The following is a 19,231-nucleotide window of genomic DNA, read 5'->3' as shown; positions in this document are numbered from 1 at the left end:
GACACTGGCGGCCAGCAGGCTGGCGGCGGCTGCAAGGGGGGCGATGAGCTTGCGCATCTGGGTTCCTCGGATTGCGGCGCCAGTTTAGTGGCGCTTCTGGCAACACGACGAACCGGGTTCTGTCGTTTCGACAGCGTCGGGGGAAAAATCGCACCGCGAAAACCAGAACCCCGCGCAGGGGAGGCTGCACGGGGTTCGGTGTGACGTTAGCGGTGAGCCGAGAAGCTTTAGGCGATCTCGGAATATTCCTGCTCGTCGGGCTCGCGCAGCACATAGCCGCGGCCCCAGACGGTTTCGATGTAGTTCTTGCCGCCGGTCGCAACGCTCAGCTTCTTGCGCAGCTTGCAGATGAACACGTCGATGATCTTGAGTTCGGGTTCGTCCATGCCACCATAGAGGTGGTTGAGGAACATTTCCTTGGTGAGGGTCGTACCCTTGCGGAGCGAAAGCAGCTCCAGCATCTGGTATTCCTTGCCGGTGAGGTGCACGCGCTGGGTCATCACTTCGACGGTCTTGGTGTCGAGGTTGACGGTCAGCTCGCCGGTCGAGATGACCGACTGGGCGTGGCCCTTGGAGCGGCGGACGATGGCGTGGATGCGGGCCACGAGTTCGTCTTTATGGAAAGGCTTGGTCATGTAGTCGTCGGCGCCGAAGCCGAGACCGCGCACCTTGTCCTCGATGCCCGCCAGGCCTGACAGGATCAGGATGGGCGTCTGCACCTTGGCGACACGCAGGGTGCGAAGCACCTCGTAGCCGCTCATGTCGGGCAGATTGAGATCGAGAAGGATAATGTCGTAATCATAGAGCTTGCCGAGATCGACGCCTTCTTCACCGAGGTCGGTGGTATAGACGTTGAAGCTCTCAGATTTAAGCATCAGTTCGATGCTTTGCGCTGTCGCGCTGTCGTCCTCAATAAGGAGTACCCGCATTATATTCCCCTTGTCATTCGTTCCTGCTGGAACAGTGCGGCTGGTGGCCTGACGCCCGCCTCACTCCAAACCCTACTGGATATGACTGAACCCTAAGCCCTAATAGTTAACAAAGTTTAATTCGGTTGAGCAATACGCAAAGTCGGGTAAGATGAATTAAGTTTAAGTCATTGAAATTTAACGGTTAATTCTCTTCATTTTTCTTAAGAAAATGGTTTAAGTCGAGCCTTTAAGCGACTCTCGGGACTCATGGTATTGCGGGTGGCTGGGGGTTGGAGCGGGTGGCGGCGCGAAACGCACCACAGACGGCTCCAAATGTCTCATTAACGCTTTTTGCTTAACGATCGGTTACTATCCGATTCGGTTCATAAGACGAATCGGGACTGTGGGGTTCACCATGAAGGCGCTGACTTCGGCGATCGACGCGATCGACGATGTGGAGGTTTTTGGCCGGGTCAAATCCGTTCAGGGCCTTCTCATCGAGATCGTCGGGCCGGTGCGCGAATTGCGGGTGGGCGGACGGGTGGCGATCGAAACCACCAATGGGGCGGAACTCGCGTCCGAAATCATCGGTTTTAAGGACGGTCATGCGCTCTGCCTGCCGTTCGGGCAGCTCTCGGGCGTGCGGCTGGGCTGCAAGGCGGTGTTCCAGCGCAATGACGGGGCAGCCTATCCGTCCGAAAGCTGGCTGGGGCGCGTCATCAATGCTAATGGCGAGCCGATCGACGGCAAGGGCCCATTGCCCCGTGGCGCAACACCCTATCCGTTGCGACAGAATCCGTTATTGGCGCATGACCGGGTGCGGGTCGGCGATCCGCTCGACCTGGGCGTGCGGTGCCTCAATACCTTTACCACCGTCTGCGAAGGGCAGCGTCTCGGCATCTTCGCCGGCTCGGGTGTCGGCAAGTCCGTGCTCATGAGTATGCTGGCGCGCAATACCAATGTGGACGTCGCGGTGATCGGCCTGATCGGCGAGCGCGGCCGCGAAGTGCACGAGTTCGTGCAGGAATATCTGGGGGAAGCGGGCCTCCAAAATGCCGTCGTCGTGGTGGCGACCAGCGACGAAGCCGCGCTGATGCGGCGGCAGGCGGCTTATATGACACTGGCCCTCAGCGAGTTCTTCCGCGACCAGGGCAAGCGCGTTCTATGCATGATGGACAGCCTGACGCGCTTCGCGATGGCGCAGCGCGAGATCGGTCTCGCCATCGGCGAACCCCCCACCGCCAAGGGTTATCCACCGACAGTGTTCACAGAATTGCCACGTTTATTGGAGCGGGCAGGCCCAGGGACGGTAAATTCGGGCTCTGTTACCGGACTATTTACCGTTTTGGTCGAAGGTGATGATCACAATGAGCCCATTGCCGACGCCGTTCGCGGCATTCTCGATGGGCATATCGTGATGGAGCGCGGAATTGCCGAGCGGGGACGTTACCCCGCCGTCAATGTGCTAAGGTCCATATCGCGCACCATGCCAGGGTGCGTTCCGGTCAATTTTCGACCGGTCCTGGCCAAGGCGCGCGAACTCATGTCGATTTATTCCGACATGGAGGAGCTGATCCGGCTGGGGGCATACCGGAAAGGGTCAGATCCTAAAGTGGACCGTGCGATTGCCGTCTACCCGGCACTCGAGGCTTTTTTGAGCCAGGAGCGGGAAGAGACTACGACGCTGGCCGAGGGCTATAAGCAGCTCGAGGCGATTGTCGAAGCGGCAAGTGCGACGGTTTGATGGGGCGGTGTTCGCGTCCCGGAACTGACTTGGTGTGTAAGGAGTACGGGTCGTGAAATCGCGCAGCGAGAGCCTCATTAGGCTCAAGAAGTTCCAGGTGGACGAAAAGCGGCGTCAGGTCGCCCAGATCGAGATGATGGTCAACGACTTCGTCCGCATGGCGGGGGAACTGGACCAGCAGATCGAAATCGAGCAGACCAAGACCGGCATTTCTGATGTCGCCCATTTCGCCTATTCGACATTCGCCAAGGCGGCTCTGGCGCGGCGCGATAACCTGATCGCCTCGGCCAATGACATGCGCGAGAAGCTGGAAACGGCTCAGGACGCGCTGGCCGAAGCCATCGAAGACCTCAAGAAGGTCGAACTGCTGGACCAGCGCGAACATCAGCGCGAAGCCGTCGAGCAGCTCAAGGTCGAGCAAGCCGAATACGACGAAATCGGCCGGCTCCGGTTCCGCAACCAGTAAAAGGTTTCGGATCGACGTTTTAAGGCCCGCATGAGCGGGCCTTTTTCGTTTGACCACACCGACGCGTTGCGCTTGCCACGCCGGTGCTTTGCGCGAACCACACCCCCGTGTTTTACACCGAACGCACCCACACCCACGCTCCGTCCCGCGGCTTGATCCGCGGGAAGGGCGGTGGGTGGGAACCTAGTGCACACCGGACCATCCAACATGGCCTGCCCCGGTATGACACCGAGTGAGTGGCGGCTTTGAGCTCACATGAGCCGCTTAAGGCGTAATCACCATCCGCTGGTTGGCCCGATCCGCCGCATAAGTCGCCGGATCGTACGGCACCTGCTCTTCGAGCTGCCCGCGGCTGGCATTGATGAACAGATACCGCGTGCCGCTGGTGTCGGCGGAGAAGCTGAGTTTGTCGAAGCCCACGGCGACCGGCTTGGCGCCAAGGCCCAGGAAGCCGCCGACATCCACCACGAGCGCATCAATGCCGCCCTGGGGGGTCAGCACCACATCGCTGATGTTGCCGATGGGTTCGTCATCGATGCCATAAACGCCGGTGCCGCGCAGCTCGTCTGCGGTGAGGGTGCTGCCGTCGAAGTCGGTCAATCCGGTACGGTCCATCGGGATGCTGATCACCGGACGGTCGGGCTGGTCGGTGGTCTCGTCCGGATCGGCCGGCGCCGCATTGGGGTCGCCGGGGGCCATCTGCTCTTGTTCCTGTTCGGGCGTCATCGCGGGGCCCTTGGCCTCCTCGCTGTCGGTCCAGATGAAGGCCGGCGCGGCGGTCAGTTCTTCGGCGGTGGTATCGAGCACCCAGCGTCGGCTGCCGTCTTCAAGCTCGGCCCATTCGAGCTGGGCGAAATCGATGGCCACATCCTTGGCGCCGATGCCCAGAAACCCACCGACGCCAATGACGACGGCCGAAATGCCCTGGCCAGAGGTCACTACCATGTCGCTGATGGTGCCGATCTCCTTGGCGTCGTCGGCAACGCTGGAATAGACCTTCTGCCCCAAGAGCCGCGTCACCAGCGTGTCCTGGCCGCGGGTCGAATAGCCCTCGGAGAGAACGGTCGGCGGCGTCAGCCCGCTTTGTTCCAGTTCGCTGGGAGCAGCAACCGGTGGTGCTGCCTGCTGGGCCAAGGCGGGAGCGGCGAGCAGCAGCACAAAGGCGGGAAGGGCAAGCAGTTCGTGACGCATGGAATGGGTTCCTTTATGGGCGAAAGCCGGCCCCGAAGGGCCGGCCCGTTTTTTGGATGCCGCCAGGATTACTGGACGGCAGGAGCCGGCGTCGTATCGGCGGGCGCCATGGCGCCGCCATCGGCTGCAGGCGTAACAGCGTCAGCCGGCTTGTCGTCTTTCCAGACGAATTCGGGAGCGGCTGTCAGAGCGTCGGCGGTGGTGGGCAGTACCCAGCGCTCGGTATTGTCGGCCGCAAGGGTGAACTCCAGGGTGCGGAAATCGACGGCTACGGACTTTTCACCGATGCCGATGAAGCCGCCAACGCCGATGATGGCGGCAACAATCTGGCCGTTGGCATCGAACACCAGGTCGCTGACCTTGCCGATATCCTGGGCGTCGTCGCCGGTGGAGGAATAAACCGACTGGCCGATCAGCTTGGTGGCCAGATTATCGGTATCGACGGCTACATAGCCGGCCGAAATGTCCCAGGGCTCGCGGGCGGTCGCGTTATGCACCGCATCCTGAGCGTCTGCGGCGGCGTCCTTGACGGCCTCACCGGTGGCGGTGACGGCGCTGTTGACAGCATCAACCGTAGTGTCGACGGTGCTATCGACCGTTGCTGGAGCGTCTTGGGCTAGGACGCCAGCCGTCAGCATTATGGACAAGGCGGTGGTGGTCAAAAGGGTGCGGATCATTATAGGCTCCGTAGGTTCATTGTGATGATGAACGGGCGGTGCGGCGCAAAACTTTCCGGTAGCGTGCCGTGCCGCCCATTGCTTCGACAACGTGACATCGGCGGCAATCGTTCCGCGCTGCGACGTCCTGTCCGAAAGCGACAGAAATTGAAAAGGCCGGCCCTCGTAAATCGAGGCCGGCCCTTTCCGCCTCCCAGGCGGTTATCGTTTTTTGTTCTCGAAACTAGCAGCGATATGCGCGCACGGCTCCTGACATCGCCCACAATAGCGGACCCATGACGACAGCACACGCGCTGCCGCCTTTCAGCGTTAAGCGGTTGCTAACTGGTTAACGCAACCGATCAAATATCGTAAGTCCGCATGGCGCGGTGGGGCATGCCGGCATCGTCGAAAATCTCGCCGAAGGCCACGAAGCCCAGCTTTTCATACATGCCCAGCTTGTCGGTCTGGGCGGTCAGGTAGAGCCGTTCCTGACCACTCTCACGCGCGAATTCCATGGCGGCGCGCATCATCGCCTTGGCAATGCCGCGGCCGCGAAAGCGCTGGCGCACCGCGACGCGGCCGATCTTGGCATGCTCGGGCAGATCGACAATACGCAGTGTGCCCACCACCTCGCCCTCGGTAATTGCGACGAAATGGGTGGCGGTGGCGTCGTATTCGTCGTGTTCAAGTTCCTCGGGCACGTTCTGTTCCCAGACGAACACCTCGCGCCGCACGTTGAAGGCGGCATTGCACAGGCTGGAAAAGGCCGGGACGCGCAGAATCGTAACGTCGAAGGTCATTGGGCACTCGATGGTCAGGTGGGGTCTTTGTCGTAGGCGATTACGCCGGCCGGGAGCTGAACCCATGGATGGCGGCGACAGTCGTAGACCGAATCCTGGGGCGGCGGAAAGCTCGGATCGGCAAATGCGCCGACGGCGACAGCCACGAACCTGTCCTCGTAGCCTTCCTCCGTATGAAACACGGTGCTGCCGCAGACCGGACAGAAGCGAAACCGGAACCTGCCGCCGTGATCGCCGGTTCTCACATATTCGGTCGCGGTGCCGGTCACCTTGTAGGGTGTGGAAAAGCCCGCCAGCGCAGCAAAGACGCTGCCGGTGCGGCGTTGACAGGCCAGGCAGTGGCACACGCCAACGCCACCCGGCTCGCCTTCCACTTCAATGGACAACTGGCCGCAGCTACAGCTCGCAGTTCTGGAAGCCATGGCGCACCTCGCAATAAATCCTTATCGGGGCAATCTATCGCTGCCGCTTTGCATGCACCAGATCATGCACAAACCCCAGCTTTTCGATCACCGCCGGCGTGAGGATGAAGGGGTAGGCATCGGGCAGGCCCATGGTGCGGTTGAGATTGTTGAGCAGGGACGCCAGGGGCACCCAGTGGTCGACGATGGGCCCTATGCCGACGGCGCCGAAGGTGTCGAAATCGAGCCGGACGGCGTGGCTGCCATCGTCGTCGACGCGCGGCGTGGCCCGGACGCCGAAATCGGCCGCCATTTCCACCGTGTCGGTGATGTGCAGGTAATGCGCCCAGGTTTCGGCGAAATCCTCCCACGGATGGGCGGTGGCATAGGCGCTGATATGGGTCTGCGGCCAGCCCACGGGGGCGCCGTTGGCATAGTAGGTCTGCAGCGCCATGTCGTAGTCCTGCCGCTCGTCGCCGAACAGGGCGCGGCAGCGGGCGAGATCGGGACCATCGGCGACAAGCAGGTCCCAATAATGATGGCCGATCTCGTGGCGGAAATGGCCCAAGAGGGTGCGATAGGGTTCGCCCATGGCGGTGCGCCGCGCCTCGCGGGTAGGGTCGTCGGCTTCGGCCAGGGCGATGGTGATAATTCCGCCCTCATGGCCGGTCATCACCGGCTGGGCCTCGATCGGCATATCGGCGAGAAAGCGGAAGCTGAGGCCGTGGGCAGGGTCCTCGATGCGGGTCCGCAGCGGCAGCTTGAGGCGCAGCAGCGAATAGAACAGGCGCTTCTTGGCGCGCTCGATCACTTGCCAGCGGCTCAGGTTGAGGGGGGCGTCGACGGCCGGGATGGTCTCGTTGTGGCGACAGGCGGCACAATAGACGTCGCCGCCCGGAATGGCGGGGATCAGCCAGTTGCAGGCGCCAAACTGCGCATTGGCGCAGAACACGAAAGACTCGTCGTGGATGGCCGGGCTCGACCATAGCCCGCCGTCCTCGACCAGCGACACCAGGGCGTTGCGCTCGGGCACGTAGCCCAGCTGATGACCGCACCGTTCGCACAGTGTGTTCTCGAAATAGACGGTGTTGCCGCAGTGGTCGCAGGCGAAGAGTTTCATGATTGGCCCCGGTCTGTGCTGCGATAATGGCTGGGCGCCGGGCTGGTTCCAAGCGGCGTGGCGCGATCATCTACCTGGGTACGGGCACCATCGTGTGCCGCCTTGCCGGGCCAGAGTGCCTCGCCTAGTCTCCGCGCCAAACTGGAGACTCTCCCATGACCGATTTGTCCGCTTTCCCGATCACCAAGCGTTGGCCAGCGAAAAACCCCGATATCCTGCAGCTCTATTCGACGCCGACACCCAACGGGGTGAAGGTTTCGATCATGCTGGAGGAAATCGGGCTGCCCTATGAGGCCCATTCGATCAATATCGGGATCAACGAGACCTGGGGTCCTGAATATCTGTCGCTCAATCCGAACGGCAAAATCCCGGCGATCATCGATCCGAACGGACCGGGCGGCAAGCCGCTGGGCCTGTTCGAGTCAGGCGCCATCCTGCTCTATCTGGCCGAGAAGACCGGCAAGCTGCTGCCCACCGATCCGGCTGCGCGCTACGAGGTCATCCAGTGGGTGATGTTCCAGATGGCCGCGATCGGCCCGATGTTCGGGCAGCTTGGCTTCTTCCACAAGTTCGCCGGCAAGGAGTTTGAGGACAAGCGTCCGTTCGAGCGCTATCGCGCCGAAAGCGAGCGGCTGCTCAAGGTGCTGGAGAGCCGGCTGACCGGGCGGCAGTTCATCATGGGCGACGAGTACACCATCGCCGATATCGCGCTGATCGGCTGGGTGCGCAACCTCAACGGCTTCTATGGTGCCGGCGAGATCACCAAATACAACGAGCTGACGGCGGTGCCCGCCTGGGTCGAACGCCTGCTGGCGCGACCGGCGGTTGAGCGCGGCCTCAATATCCCGCCACGCGCCTAGCCGAGCAGCGTTTCGGCAATCGCCAGGAATTGCTGGCCTTTGCCCTGCTCGCCCAGTTGCAGCAGAAGCAGTCCCGTCGAGACGCGTTCGATAAAGCCCCACTGCCAGATCGCCTCAGCGGAGACCTGGGTGCGGGTGGCGAGGTGGCGGGCGTGGCTGCGGGCAATGTCGTGAGCGTGGCGGCCGTCCAGGCCCTCGTCCCAGGCGCGCAGCAGGACGCCGAGGTCGTAGGCCGGTTCGATCGCGATCCCGTCGGGGTCGATGAACTTGAAGCGATCGGTGCCGGGGACGGCAAGAATATTGGCCGGATGCGGGTCGCCATGGGCCAGCACTGCATGTTCGCGGCGGTAGCTGGCGGCGCGGTCGCGGCAATAGAGCAGGGCCTTGTCGATGAGGGCCGACGAGCAGGGCTGGCCGGTTTCATTCCACATTTTGATGATGTCGCTGCCCAGCGCGTTGGCCTTGTCGGCGCCGGTGGGAAATGTCATGCCGGCCGGCACCAGCATCCAAGCCTCGAGCAGGGTGGCGCAGACAATGTTGACCTGGTGCTCATAGGACAGGCCACTCGTCTCAAGCCGGGCGCCCAGATGTTCCAGCAGCATGGCCCGGCGCGGGGCATGGTGGCGCAGCAGTGTGACATAGCCCTTGCCGGCAGCGGCGTGCAGCACATCCACCTCATGCCGGTGCGCAGCCGTGGCCGGGGTGCTAACCTTGACCACGACGCTCTCGCCGCGGGAGGTCCTCGCTTCGGCGACGAAGGCGGCGCTGCCCCCGTCGAGGGTTTTGCCGATGGTCAGGTTCCAGTCGTGTTCGAGGCTCGTGAGGGTGGCGTCGAGCGATGCCAGCCAGGCAAGGCCCTCGCTGCCCTCGGAGATGGCGCGTCGGCGGACGAGATCGGGGACCGGGAAGGTCTTGCCGCTCATCTCACACGCTGCCGATGGTCTTCAATCGGATGCGCGGATGCACTTCGTTCTGGCTCATCACCACGGTCTGCGGCCGGAACCGCTCGACGATGGCGCGGACATGCGGGCGGATCGAGGGCGAGGTGATCAGCACCGGCAGCTCGCCCATCTGGGCGGCGCGCTCATAGCCCTGCTGCACGCCAACGATGAACTGCTGCAGGCGCGACGGCGCCATGGCGAGGTGGCGGTTGTCGCCGTCGCCCACCATGGCTTCGGCGAAATCGCGCTCCCATTGCGGCGACAGGGTCAGCAGCGGCAGGTTGCCGTCGGGGCCCAGATTGGCGGCGCAGAGCTGGCGCGCCAGACGCGAGCGGACGTGCTCGGCGATCACCTGCGTCGAGCGGCCCGGCCCGGCGATTTCGGCGACGCCTTCGAGTATGGTCGACAGGTCGCGGATCGAGATGCGTTCGTTCAGCAGTGCCTGCAGGACGCGCTGGATGCCCGACACCGAGATCATGCCGGGGACGATGTCCTCGACCAGCTTCTGCTGTTCCTTGGGCAGGCCCGAAAGCAGCGACTGCACATTGGCGTAGCTGAGCAGGTCCGCCACATTGGCCTTGAGCACCTCGGTCAGGTGCGTCGAGATCACTGTCGACGGATCGATGATCGACAGGCCCCGCAGTTCGGCTTCGTCGCGCAAAGCCGGCTCGATCCAGGTCGCGGGCAGCCCGAAGGTGGGCTCGGTGGTGTGGTGGCCCGGCAGGTTGATCTCGCGTCCCATGGGGTCCATCACCATCAACTGGTTGGCCCAGATCTGGCCATGGCCGGCCTCGACCTCCTTGATGCGAACCTTATAGTCGTTGGGCTCAAGCTGCATGTTATCGAGGATGCGCACGGGCGGCATGATGAAGCCGAGTTCGCCCGCGAGCTGGCGGCGCAGCGCCTTGATCTGCTCGGTGAGGCGATCGCTGCCGTTTTCGTCTTCCTTGACCAGGCCCAGCAGGCCATAGCCGAGTTCGAGCTTGAGCTCGTCGATCTTGAGGCTGTCGGTGATCGGCTGCTCGCTGGGGCCGGAGGAGCCGGAGGCGGCGGGGTTGGTGGTCAGGGCGAGGAGCGCCGCTTCGGCCTTGAGCTTGTCCTTGCCGGCCATGGAGCGCCAGGCCAGATAGCCGACGGCGCCCGCAATGCCGATAAAGGGAATGATCGGCATGCCGGGCAGGAAGGCCAGCAGCACCATGACGGCCGAGGACATGCCCAGCGCCTTGGGATAGCCGGTGAATTGGGCGGTCAGCGCCTTGTCGGCCGAGCCGGTAACACCGGACTTTGACACCAGGATACCGGCTGCAGTCGAGACGATCAGCGCCGGAATCTGGGAGACGAGACCATCGCCGATGGTCAGCAGTGTATAGACGTTGCCGGCTTCCTGGAAACTCAGCCCTTCCTGCATCACGCCGATGATCATGCCGGCGATGACGTTGATGAAGGTGATGATCAGGCCCGCAATGGCGTCGCCGCGCACGAACTTGCTGGCGCCGTCCATGTTGCCGAAGAAGGCGCTTTCGCCTTCAAGTTCGGCGCGACGGGCCTTGGCGGTGGTTTCGTCGATCAGGCCGGCGCTCAGGTCGGCGTCGATGGCCATCTGCTTGCCGGGCATGGCATCCAAATTGAAGCGCGCCGCGACTTCGGCGATGCGGCCCGAGCCCTTGGTGATGACGATGAAGTTGACGATCACCAGGATCGCGAAGACCACCACGCCGATGATGAAATTGCCGCGGGTAATGAAATTGCCGAAGGCCTCGATGACGTGGCCGGCGGCGCTGGTGCCGTTGTGGCCTTCGCTCAGGATCAGGCGGGTGGTGGCCAGGTTGAGGCCCAGCCGCAGCATGGTGGCGATCAGCAGCACCGTGGGGAAGGACGAGAATTCCAGCGGCTTCTGGATGAACAGAGCCGTCATCAGGATCATGACGGAAAAGACGATCGAGATCGCCAAGAGCCCATCGAGCAGCACCGGCGGCATCGGCAGGATGAGGATGACGATGATCGCCATCACGCAGGTGGCGAGCGCTATGTCGCCCGAGCGGACAATGTTGAAGACCGAGTTGAAGCTCGGAATCTTGAAAGCCGGACCCGGAATTTTGCCGCTGGGGACGATGTCGGTCATGAATGTTCGGGTCCGACTGAATGCGGTTTAAGGGCGGTGGGTTTCGAGGTTCGTAAGGGCAGATGACGCCGCGCCAACCCCGCACCGGATGTTTCTGCTGAATGCAGAAAAACCCTCTCCCGCAGGGGAAGAGGGTTGATCCGGTGGTTGGAGGAGGCTGGCCCCACTACGCGACCCGCTGTTCGCCGGGGCCGGGCACGTAGGTGCCTTCGTCCGAATATTGGTTCAGCTTGTTGCGCAGGGTGCGGATCGAAATGCCCAGTATGGTGGCCGCATGCGTGCGGTTGCCGAGCGTGTGGCTGACCGTATCGAGGATCAGGTCGCGCTCGACATCAGCCACGGTGCGGCCGACCAGGGCTTGCGACATGGTCTCGGCAGTGTGGGTGAGCTGGGACGACAGCGTGTGCGCCTGCACCGCTTCGGCGAGCCCGGTGCCATCCGGCATCAGGATGGCGTCGGGGCCGATGACATCGCCCGAGGACAACAGCACGGCGCGGTGCAGCGTGTTTTCCAGCTCGCGCACATTACCCGGCCAGGGCGCATGCAGCAGCGCATCACGGGCCGCCGGGGACAGCGAGCGCGGCGGCAGGCCATTGGCCTTGGAGTATTTGGCAACAAAGTGTTCCGACAGCGCCGCGATATCGCCCGGGCGGTCGCGCAGGGGCGGCAGCTTCAGGTTGACGACGTTGAGGCGGAACAGCAGGTCCTCACGGAACGTGCCGCCACGCACCGCGTCGTTGAGATTGCGGTTGGAGGTGGCGAGGATCCGGATATCAACCGGCACGGGCTTGGCCCCGCCCACGCGGTCGATCAGGCGTTCCTGAATGGCGCGCAGCAGCTTGGCCTGCAGGCGGAAATCCATTTCGGAGATCTCGTCGAGCAGCAGCGTGCCGCCATTGGCCTCTTCGAACTTGCCGATGCGGCGGGCGACGGCGCCCGTGAAGGCACCCTTTTCATGGCCGAACAGTTCGCTTTCGAGCAGCGCTTCGGGAATTGCGGCGCAGTTGATCGAGATGAACGGCTTGTTGGCGCGCTTGCTGCGGGAGTGGACGTATTTGGCGATGACTTCCTTGCCGGTGCCGCTTTCGCCGGTGATGAGGATCGAGGCATCGGAGCCGGCGATCTGGTCGGCCATGCGCACGACGCGCTCCATGGCCGGGTCGCGGAACAGGAAATCGGTGGCGTCGCGGGCGACGGCGGCGATCACGGCAGCGATCAACTCGGCATCGGGCGGCAGCGGGATATATTCCTTGGCGCCGGCCCGGATGGCGTTGACGGCGGCGGCCGCATTGGTCTCGACGCCACAGGCGACGAGGGGGATGGAGATGCGCTCGGCTTCCAGGCCCGCGATCAGCCCGGCAATGTCCATCATGACATCGACCAGCAACAGATCGGCACCACGCCCGGCGCGCAGCGATGCCAGCGCGATTTCGATGGATGGGGCGTGGGCAACCTTGGCGCCGCCCTGCATGGCGAGCTTGGTGGCTTCGCTGAGTTGGCCTTCGAGGGCTCCGACGATCAATAGTCTCATAACAGCTCCTCCTATTGCGGCTTGATGATCTCGGTCATCGTGACGCCGAGCCGGTTTTCCACCAGCACGATTTCTCCGCGCGCCACCAGGCGATCATTGATGAAAATCTCGACGGCTTCCCCCACTTGGCGGTCGAGTTCGATGATGGTGCCGGTATCCAGCTTCAGCAGTTGGGACACCGGCATCTTGGTGCGGCCGAGGACGACCGAAATGCGCACCGGCACGTCGAAGACGGCTTCGAGATCGGCGGCAGTGCGTTCGATATAGCCGCTGAATTCCCCGCCGGCGGCGGGCGCGTTCATTTCCTCGAAGCTTGTCGTGTCGGCGGTGGTGATATCGTCGTCTGGAACATCAGCACTCATGGGTGTTCGTCCTCTTGGCTTTGGCCGCTACGGGCGGCGAGGTAGGCTGAAATCTTGTTGTCGATCTGCTTGGAGATCGCATTGATGTCGCGCACGAGGCCCCCTTCGACCCATTCGAGCCGGCCATCGCCAAGCCGGATATCGGGGTCGCCGAGCACCACCAGGCGGCCCGCAAAGCCGGAACTGGACATGTGGCCGGTGGCGATATCGCGGACGCTGTCGGCGATGTCGGGATTGCAGCGGATGACCAGATGGGGGACGTGCTCGAGGCTGGCCATGCATTCGGCGATCAGCGCGTCGAGTTCGACCGCCGGATAACGCGCCAGCAGGTGCATGGCGAGCTTGCGGCCGATGCTGGCGGCCAGTTCGACCGACTCGCGCAAATTGGCCGCGTTGGCGTCATCGAGCGAAGCAACCATTTCGGCGGTGCGGGCGGCCAGCGCCGTGGCGGCGGTCGCCATGGTCTGGGCCGAATAGGCGGTAGCGTTGCGCTCGCCGGCGGCGATGCCTTCGGCATAGGCCTCTTCGCGGGCCTGGGCCATCAATTGGGCAACCAGGTCCTCGGGCACCATGGGCTGGTGCACCAGCTTGGGCGCAGCCGGGCGGCTGGCGAGGTCGAGATCGAAGGTGAAGCGGGCGGGTTGTGCCATGCTTTAAGCCACCATCTGATCGTCGGACTTGGATTTCATGATGACGATCTCGCCCTTGGCTGCGAGGTCCTTGGCGGTCGAGACCATGCGGCCCTGCGCCTCGTCCACGTCCTTGAGGCGCACCGCGCCCATGGCTTCCATATCGTCGCGCAACAGCTTGGCCGAACGGGCCGACATGTTGGCGAAGAAGAAATCCTTGACCGCCTCGTTGGCACCTTTGAGGGCGAGGGCCAGTTCCTTCTTTTCCATGCGCTGCAGCAGCGTCTGGATGGCGGAGGGTTCGAGCCGGCCGAGGTCCTCGAAGGTGAACATCAGCGCCTTGATGCGCTCGGCATCCTCGCGATTGTTCTCTTCCAGCGTCGTGAGGAAGCGCGCTTCGGTCTGGCGATCGAAGGAGTTGAAGATTTCGGCCATCTGTTCGTGGCTGTCGCGGCGCGTGGTGTGGCTGAGTGTCGACATGAATTCGATACGCAGCGTGCTCTCGATCTTTTCCAGGATTTCCTTCTGGATCGGATCGAGCCCGAGCATGCGCTGGACCACGTCCATGGCCAGCTCTTCGGGCAGCACGGCCAGCACCCTGCTGGCATGCTCGGTGGCGATCTTGGACAGCACCACGGCGATGGTCTGGGGATATTCGTTCTTGAGGTAGGTGGCGAGCACGTCTTCGGGCACGTGGGAGAGCTTTTCCCACATGTCGCGGCCGGCCGGGCCACGGATTTCGGCCATGATGGAATCCACCCGCTCGGGCGGCAGGAACGACAGCAGCAGGCGCTCGGTACTGTCGGAATTGCCCGACAGGTTGCCGTTCGAGGAAATCACCGTGACGAACTCGATCATCAGGTCGTCGAGCATTTCCTGGGTGATGGGCCCCAGGGTCACCATGGCGCGCGACAGCGCCTTGATCTCGAGTTCGTCGAGTTCGGCAAAAATGGGCTTGCCGTATTCGGGGCCCAGCGCCAGCAGCAGGGCGGCGGCCTTTTCATCGCCGGTGAGGACGCGCTGCTTGGCGTCGCCACCCAGCACGAGCTGGCCTGACGGCTTGGCGACTTCGATTGCGTTGCCGGATTGGGATACAAGAGCCATGGTTACGCTGCGTTACTCAGCCAGCCACGCACGATCAATGCGGCCTGCTTGGGGTTTTCCTCGACCAGCGTACCGACGGTACGAAGGGTATTGAGCTGGGCTTCGCCCATCGACTTGGCATTGGCGACCCAGGCGGGGGTCTTGTCGCGCGCCTCGTCGTCGAAGCTCTCGACCGGCACCAGATGGCCACCGGCGGTCAGCATGGCCTGGCCACCCAGCTCGGCGCCCGAAGGCAGAGCCAGAGGCTCAATCTTTTCGCTGGCCAGCGCCTTCTTGAGCAGCGGACGCATCACGAAGAACACCAGGGCCAGCGCGATCAAGAGGGTCACGGCCATCTGGGCGCCGTTCATGATGTCGTCGCGGGTGAAGTCGAAGAGACCGGATTTGGCGTCGGTACCGTCGCCAGCCACGGCAGGCCGATCGGCGAACTGCATGTTGACCACTTCGACGCTGTCGCCACGCGCTTCGGAATAGCCGACCGCCGAGCGGACGAGGGTCAGAAGCTGGGCGATTTCGTCCGGGGTGCGCGGCGTATAAACCGGGTTGCCCGAAGCGTCGGTGGAATAGACGCCATCGACCACCACGGCGACCGACAGGCGCTTGATATTGCCCGCTTCGGTGACGGCGGTTTCGGTCTTCTTGGAAATCTCGTAATTGACGACTTCCTGCGAACTCGTGCCCTTTTCGGTGGCGCCGGCAGCGGCCGGAGTGGCGCTGGCGCCGGGCAGCTCGTTAGCGACGCTGACCTGGCCATCAGTGCCATTGGCCAGGTTTTCGCTTTCGCTGGTCTGGGTCGAACGCACCACCTGGCTTTCGGGATCGAAGGATTCCGAGGTGACGGTGGAGCGGTTGAAATCGATCTCGGCGGTAACCTCGACGCGGGCCCGGCCGGCGCCGACCACATTGGCCAGCATGTCCTCGACGCGGGTGCGGACGCGGGTTTCGTAGCCCAGGGTCTTTTCAGCTGCCTCCCCGGAGAGCGCACCGTCGCCGTCTTCCGTGCCCGAGGCGAGCAGCGTGCCGGCATCGTCGACGATGGAGACGCGGTTGGGGCTCATGCCCTCGATGGCGGAAGCCACGAGATGCTGGATGGCGCGAATTTCGCCAGCCGACAATTCACCGCGCACGCCCACCACGATGGAGGCCGATGGCTCCTTGGTGGTGCGGCTGAACAGCTGGCGCTCGGGCAGCACCAGATGCACGCGAGTGCTCTTGATGCGGGCCAGCGAGCCGATGGTGCGGGCCAGTTCGCCTTCCAGCGCGCGGACATTGTTGATGTTCTGCACGAAGCTGGTGGCGCCCAGCGTGCCCTGCTGGTCGAAAATCTCGTAGCCAACCTGGCCCTTGGTGGGCAGGCCCGAGCCGGCCAGGTTCATGCGCAGCGTGGTGATCTGGTCGCGTGGCACCAAAATGGTGTCGCCCTCGCCGCGCAGTTCGAACGGCACATTGAGGGTTTGCAATTCGGTGACGATGGCCGAAGAATCTTCGAGCGACAGGCCGGTGTAAAGCGGGGCCAGGGTGGGGGTGGAGGCCCGCATCACCAGAAAGCCGAAGAAACCGAGCATGAGGGCTGCTACAACGGCCATGGCGGCGAGCCGGGGCAGGCCGATGCGGTTGATGAGATTGGTTATATTTTCCAAGCCGAATACTCGATTCCGAACAGACGTTTTCGACGCGAATGCGCAAATCCGCCGTTAGGCAAAAATTACCTAGTGAATGGTAAACATTGTCTTAACGTTCTGTGGCAGTTTGCAAATTCCGGCAAAAACTGCCGGGTAGAGTGAGAGAAGGATGAAGATATGACGTTGCGAGTGCTGGGCCGCGTGACCTCGATCAATGTGCGCAAGGTTTTGTGGGCCTTGGGCGAGATCGGGCTGGCCTATGAGCGCGAGGATTGGGGCCTGCCCGTGCGCGACCCAAACGTGCCGGAATACTTGGCGCTCAACCCAAACGGGCAGGTGCCGGTGATCCTGGACGGCGATTTCGTGCTCTGGGAAAGCAATGCGATCCTGCTCTATCTGGCCGAGCTTTACGGGCAGGAGACGCTGTGGATCGCCGCGCCCCATATGCGGGCCCGGGTCTATCAATGGCTGGGCTGGCAGGCCACCGAACTCAACCCGCCCTGGGGCTATGCGGTCAATGCGCTGGTCCGCCACACGCCGGGCTATGACGACCAGGCTAAAATTGCCGACTCGATCGGCAAATGGGGCATCAAGATGCAGCTCTTGGAGGCGCATCTGGCCCAGGGCGAGGGTTTTGTCGCTGGGCCCACATTCACGGTGGCCGATATCGCCATCGGCCTGTCGGTGCACCGCTGGATGCTGACGCCGTTCGACAAGACGATCGCACTGCCCGCGGTGACGGAATATTACGAGCGGGTCAAGGAGCGGAAGGCCGCGAAGGACTGGATGGGGGCAGGGACGCCTTAGGGGGGGAGTCGTGGCAGAAGTCGAAACAGTAGAGATGCCTGAGCCGCTGGGCATTTACGCGGGAGAGCTGCTCAAACGCGCCAAAGAGTATCTTGATGCATTCCGGACGCTCAGCGGCGGGCCCGATTTGGCCAAGTACCCCTACCCCAACTACTTCTTAGCGGTCCACGCCACTGAGTTGCTACTGAAGTCATTCCTCGTGGCTAATGGGACCACAAAGAAAGAGCTATCCGGACATGAGTTACGGCATGATCTAGTTAAATTGTGGGAACGGTCGGCTAAATTGGGTTTGCCTATCGTCGGTCTATTGGAGCCATTTGTTCGAACTCTGGCCGAGATGAACTCCAAATATGACTTCAGATATCCTAGCGGCTACAATTTACACGTCCCGCTGCTTTCAGATTGCAACGCAGTCATAACTGCTCTGCATGATACCGTTGAGCCAATTGTCAGCAGCATAGCGTGGTCGGCCCAGCTACAATGGTGGGATGATACCAATGGCCTTCGTGGCAAAAAGATTCAGTGGTCCGACTGAAGGCTATTCGTACCCCGCAAAACAGCAAAACCCGCCCAGGCGTTCTGCCAGGGCGGGCTTTGAATTTCTGGGATGAGCCTTTGGCTCAGCCTTCTCGATAGTGCTGGATCCAGGTGGTGCGCAAACCGGCAAGACCGTGCTTGTCGATGGCAGCCTGCCAGTTGAGAAATTCATCGACGCTCAATGTGTAGCGAGCGCAGGCCTCTTCGAGGCTGAGCAGCCCGCCGCGCACAGCAGCGACGACTTCGGCTTTTCGTCGAATGACCCACCGCCGAGTATTCTTCGGGGGCAGATCTGCGATCGTGAGCGGACTTCCGTCCGGCCCGATAACGTACTTAACGCGAGGTCGCATTTGTACGGTCATTTTACTCTCTACTCAACCTGACCATATAGGCTGAAGACTACGGCACTGCCCTTAAAATTCGACTAAGGGGAAACTTACAACAGGTTAAGAATGATCTGGGATTTCAGGGGGATGAATCGGAGCGCAGGGGTGGTCAATTGCCCTTCACCCGATAGATAGGGGCCCTCAGAACACCCCCTCCTACCTTCCCCATCAAGGGGGAGGTTTCTCTCCACTCGTTAAACTGGATCGAGTCCCAACCACCGGCAGACCCCCCCTTGATGGGGGAGGCTGGGAGGGGGTGACGTCTGGCCCGGTCTTAGGAAAAGCCGCTGCACCCAACAAAAAGGGCGCCCCTCAGGGCGCCCTTCAGTCTCAAGCCCCGTCGGCTCAGGTCGTCGGTGGCGTGGCAGTCGGAATCTTGACGGCAGTCACGTCCGACAGGCGGATCTTGGAGGAGCCGACGGTCAGGATCGGTTCGGCGCCGGAGAAGTCCACGGCCGAGACGACGCCCACGGTGGAGGTGTTGACGGCAACGTTGGCGCCGTTCAGGTTCTTGCCATCGATGGTGATTGTATAGACGCCGTCCGGCTTGGTCTGGCCGTCCGAGCCGACGCCGTCCCACAGGAAGTTTCCGGGGCCGGCATTGAGCGAACCGCTTTCCGAATAGACCACCTGGCCCGCCGCGTTCTTGATGGTGACCTTGGCATCGGATGCGTTAGCCGCGGCATTGTACGCCCAGGAGGCGCCGCCGGCCTTGAGCGTGGCGGTGGTGCCCGAGGCCGTTACTTCCTTGCCGATGTAGGAGACGGCATCAGTCTTGTTCGAGCTCTGGCTCGCGTTCATCAACGCCTCAAGATAGGTGTTGGACTTGAGCTGCTGCTCGACGCCGGTGAACTGCACCAATTGCTGGGTGAATTGGTTGGTGTCCATCGGGTCCAGTGGGTTCTGGTTTTTCAGCTGGGTGGTGAGGATGTTCAGGAAGGTGTCGAAATTGTCGGCGATGCCGGCGCGCGACGCGACTGCAGGGGCGTTGGGATTGGTGCCGCTGCTGCCGGCGATGGGACTGACTGCCATGGTGTG

General features: G+C 62.5%; 20 protein-coding genes. 5 read left to right on the top strand and 15 right to left on the bottom strand.

The window, feature by feature from the left end; all coding sequences use genetic code 11:
- Window positions 1-227: 227 nt before the first annotated feature.
- On the bottom strand, window positions 228-929 hold the full coding sequence (gene ctrA, locus JWP26_RS06840) for a response regulator transcription factor CtrA (RefSeq protein ID WP_299725014.1): 702 nt from the start codon (window positions 927-929) through the stop codon (window positions 228-230).
- 397 nt (window positions 930-1,326) lie between these two features.
- On the opposite strand from ctrA, the gene fliI reads away from it, so the two are divergent.
- Together fliI and fliJ are read left to right on the top strand one after the other, a co-directional pair.
- Window positions 1,327-2,655 (top strand): flagellar protein export ATPase FliI, encoded by a 1,329-nt coding sequence (gene fliI / locus JWP26_RS06835; protein ID WP_299725012.1) that lies wholly within the window; start codon window positions 1,327-1,329, stop codon window positions 2,653-2,655.
- Between the two features lie 52 nt (window positions 2,656-2,707).
- A complete protein-coding gene (gene fliJ / locus JWP26_RS06830) occupies window positions 2,708-3,121 on the top strand; it encodes a flagellar export protein FliJ (protein WP_299725010.1) in 414 nt (137 codons plus the stop codon).
- Between the two features lie 264 nt (window positions 3,122-3,385).
- Here fliJ and JWP26_RS06825 read toward each other — a convergent pair whose 3' ends face one another.
- The 5 genes from JWP26_RS06825 to JWP26_RS06805 form a co-directional block, all read right to left on the bottom strand.
- A complete protein-coding gene (locus JWP26_RS06825) occupies window positions 3,386-4,312 on the bottom strand; it encodes a PRC-barrel domain-containing protein (RefSeq protein WP_299725008.1) in 927 nt (308 codons plus the stop codon).
- A 68-nt stretch (window positions 4,313-4,380) separates the two neighbouring features.
- Entirely contained in the window at window positions 4,381-4,989 is a 609-nt protein-coding gene (locus JWP26_RS06820) for a PRC-barrel domain-containing protein (RefSeq protein ID WP_299725006.1), read from the bottom strand.
- A gap of 341 nt (window positions 4,990-5,330) precedes the next feature.
- Window positions 5,331-5,771 (bottom strand): GNAT family N-acetyltransferase, encoded by a 441-nt coding sequence (locus tag JWP26_RS06815; protein ID WP_299725005.1) that lies wholly within the window; start codon window positions 5,769-5,771, stop codon window positions 5,331-5,333.
- Between the two features lie 14 nt (window positions 5,772-5,785).
- Window positions 5,786-6,193, bottom strand: a complete 408-nt coding sequence (locus tag JWP26_RS06810; protein ID WP_299725003.1) for a GFA family protein — start codon at window positions 6,191-6,193, stop codon at window positions 5,786-5,788.
- 34 nt (window positions 6,194-6,227) lie between these two features.
- Window positions 6,228-7,292 carry a putative zinc-binding peptidase gene (locus JWP26_RS06805; RefSeq protein ID WP_299725001.1) on the bottom strand — a complete coding sequence of 355 codons (1,065 nt, stop codon included), beginning with the start codon at window positions 7,290-7,292 and terminating at the stop codon, window positions 6,228-6,230.
- A gap of 155 nt (window positions 7,293-7,447) precedes the next feature.
- Between JWP26_RS06805 and JWP26_RS06800 the strand changes: the two genes are divergently transcribed.
- Complete coding sequence (locus JWP26_RS06800) at window positions 7,448-8,152, top strand: glutathione S-transferase N-terminal domain-containing protein (protein WP_299724999.1); 705 nt, start codon at window positions 7,448-7,450, stop codon at window positions 8,150-8,152.
- On the opposite strand, the gene JWP26_RS06795 is transcribed toward JWP26_RS06800, so the two are convergent.
- The 7 genes from JWP26_RS06795 to fliF all read right to left on the bottom strand — a co-directional run bounded on the left by JWP26_RS06795 (window position 8,149) and on the right by fliF (window position 16,481).
- Window positions 8,149-9,075 (bottom strand): aminoglycoside phosphotransferase family protein, encoded by a 927-nt coding sequence (locus JWP26_RS06795; protein WP_299724998.1) that lies wholly within the window; start codon window positions 9,073-9,075, stop codon window positions 8,149-8,151. The two genes, JWP26_RS06800 and JWP26_RS06795, sit on opposite strands and share 4 nt — an antisense overlap.
- 1 nt (window position 9,076) lies before the next feature.
- The gene (gene flhA, locus JWP26_RS06790) at window positions 9,077-11,215 is read right to left on the bottom strand and encodes a flagellar biosynthesis protein FlhA (RefSeq protein WP_299724996.1); all 2,139 of its coding nucleotides are present in this window, start codon (window positions 11,213-11,215) and stop codon (window positions 9,077-9,079) included.
- Window positions 11,216-11,381: 166 nt separating this feature from the next.
- Window positions 11,382-12,746 (bottom strand): sigma-54-dependent Fis family transcriptional regulator, encoded by a 1,365-nt coding sequence (locus JWP26_RS06785; RefSeq protein ID WP_299724994.1) that lies wholly within the window; start codon window positions 12,744-12,746, stop codon window positions 11,382-11,384.
- A gap of 11 nt (window positions 12,747-12,757) precedes the next feature.
- Entirely contained in the window at window positions 12,758-13,048 is a 291-nt protein-coding gene (gene fliN / locus JWP26_RS06780; RefSeq protein ID WP_299725068.1) for a flagellar motor switch protein FliN, read from the bottom strand.
- Between the two features lie 56 nt (window positions 13,049-13,104).
- Window positions 13,105-13,758 carry a FliH/SctL family protein gene (locus tag JWP26_RS06775; protein WP_299724992.1) on the bottom strand — a complete coding sequence of 218 codons (654 nt, stop codon included), beginning with the start codon at window positions 13,756-13,758 and terminating at the stop codon, window positions 13,105-13,107.
- A 3-nt stretch (window positions 13,759-13,761) separates the two neighbouring features.
- Window positions 13,762-14,841: a flagellar motor switch protein FliG gene (fliG, locus tag JWP26_RS06770; protein WP_299724990.1), complete on the bottom strand. Its 1,080-nt coding sequence runs from the start codon at window positions 14,839-14,841 to the stop codon at window positions 13,762-13,764.
- Window positions 14,842-14,843: 2 nt separating this feature from the next.
- The gene (gene fliF / locus JWP26_RS06765; RefSeq protein WP_367184083.1) at window positions 14,844-16,481 is read right to left on the bottom strand and encodes a flagellar basal-body MS-ring/collar protein FliF; all 1,638 of its coding nucleotides are present in this window, start codon (window positions 16,479-16,481) and stop codon (window positions 14,844-14,846) included.
- 159 nt (window positions 16,482-16,640) lie between these two features.
- Here fliF and JWP26_RS06760 point away from each other — a divergent pair, with 159 nt between their 5' ends.
- Together JWP26_RS06760 and JWP26_RS06755 are read left to right on the top strand one after the other, a co-directional pair.
- The gene (locus JWP26_RS06760) at window positions 16,641-17,270 is read left to right on the top strand and encodes a glutathione S-transferase family protein (RefSeq protein WP_299724988.1); all 630 of its coding nucleotides are present in this window, start codon (window positions 16,641-16,643) and stop codon (window positions 17,268-17,270) included.
- Window positions 17,271-17,280: 10 nt separating this feature from the next.
- Window positions 17,281-17,805, top strand: a complete 525-nt coding sequence (locus JWP26_RS06755) for a hypothetical protein (protein WP_299724986.1) — start codon at window positions 17,281-17,283, stop codon at window positions 17,803-17,805.
- Window positions 17,806-17,890: 85 nt separating this feature from the next.
- Here the strand turns inward: JWP26_RS06755 and JWP26_RS06750 are convergent, their stop codons facing one another.
- Both JWP26_RS06750 and JWP26_RS06745 read right to left on the bottom strand, forming a co-directional pair.
- Window positions 17,891-18,169 (bottom strand): DUF1153 domain-containing protein, encoded by a 279-nt coding sequence (locus tag JWP26_RS06750; RefSeq protein ID WP_192658665.1) that lies wholly within the window; start codon window positions 18,167-18,169, stop codon window positions 17,891-17,893.
- Between the two features lie 369 nt (window positions 18,170-18,538).
- The gene (locus JWP26_RS06745; protein ID WP_299724984.1) at window positions 18,539-19,225 is read right to left on the bottom strand and encodes a flagellar hook assembly protein FlgD; all 687 of its coding nucleotides are present in this window, start codon (window positions 19,223-19,225) and stop codon (window positions 18,539-18,541) included.
- Window positions 19,226-19,231 lie beyond the last annotated feature (6 nt).

The organism is Devosia sp. (assembly GCF_028290435.1).
Classification (GTDB): Bacteria; Pseudomonadota; Alphaproteobacteria; order Rhizobiales; family Devosiaceae; genus Devosia.
This window is presented reverse-complemented; position numbering and strand designations above follow the sequence as displayed.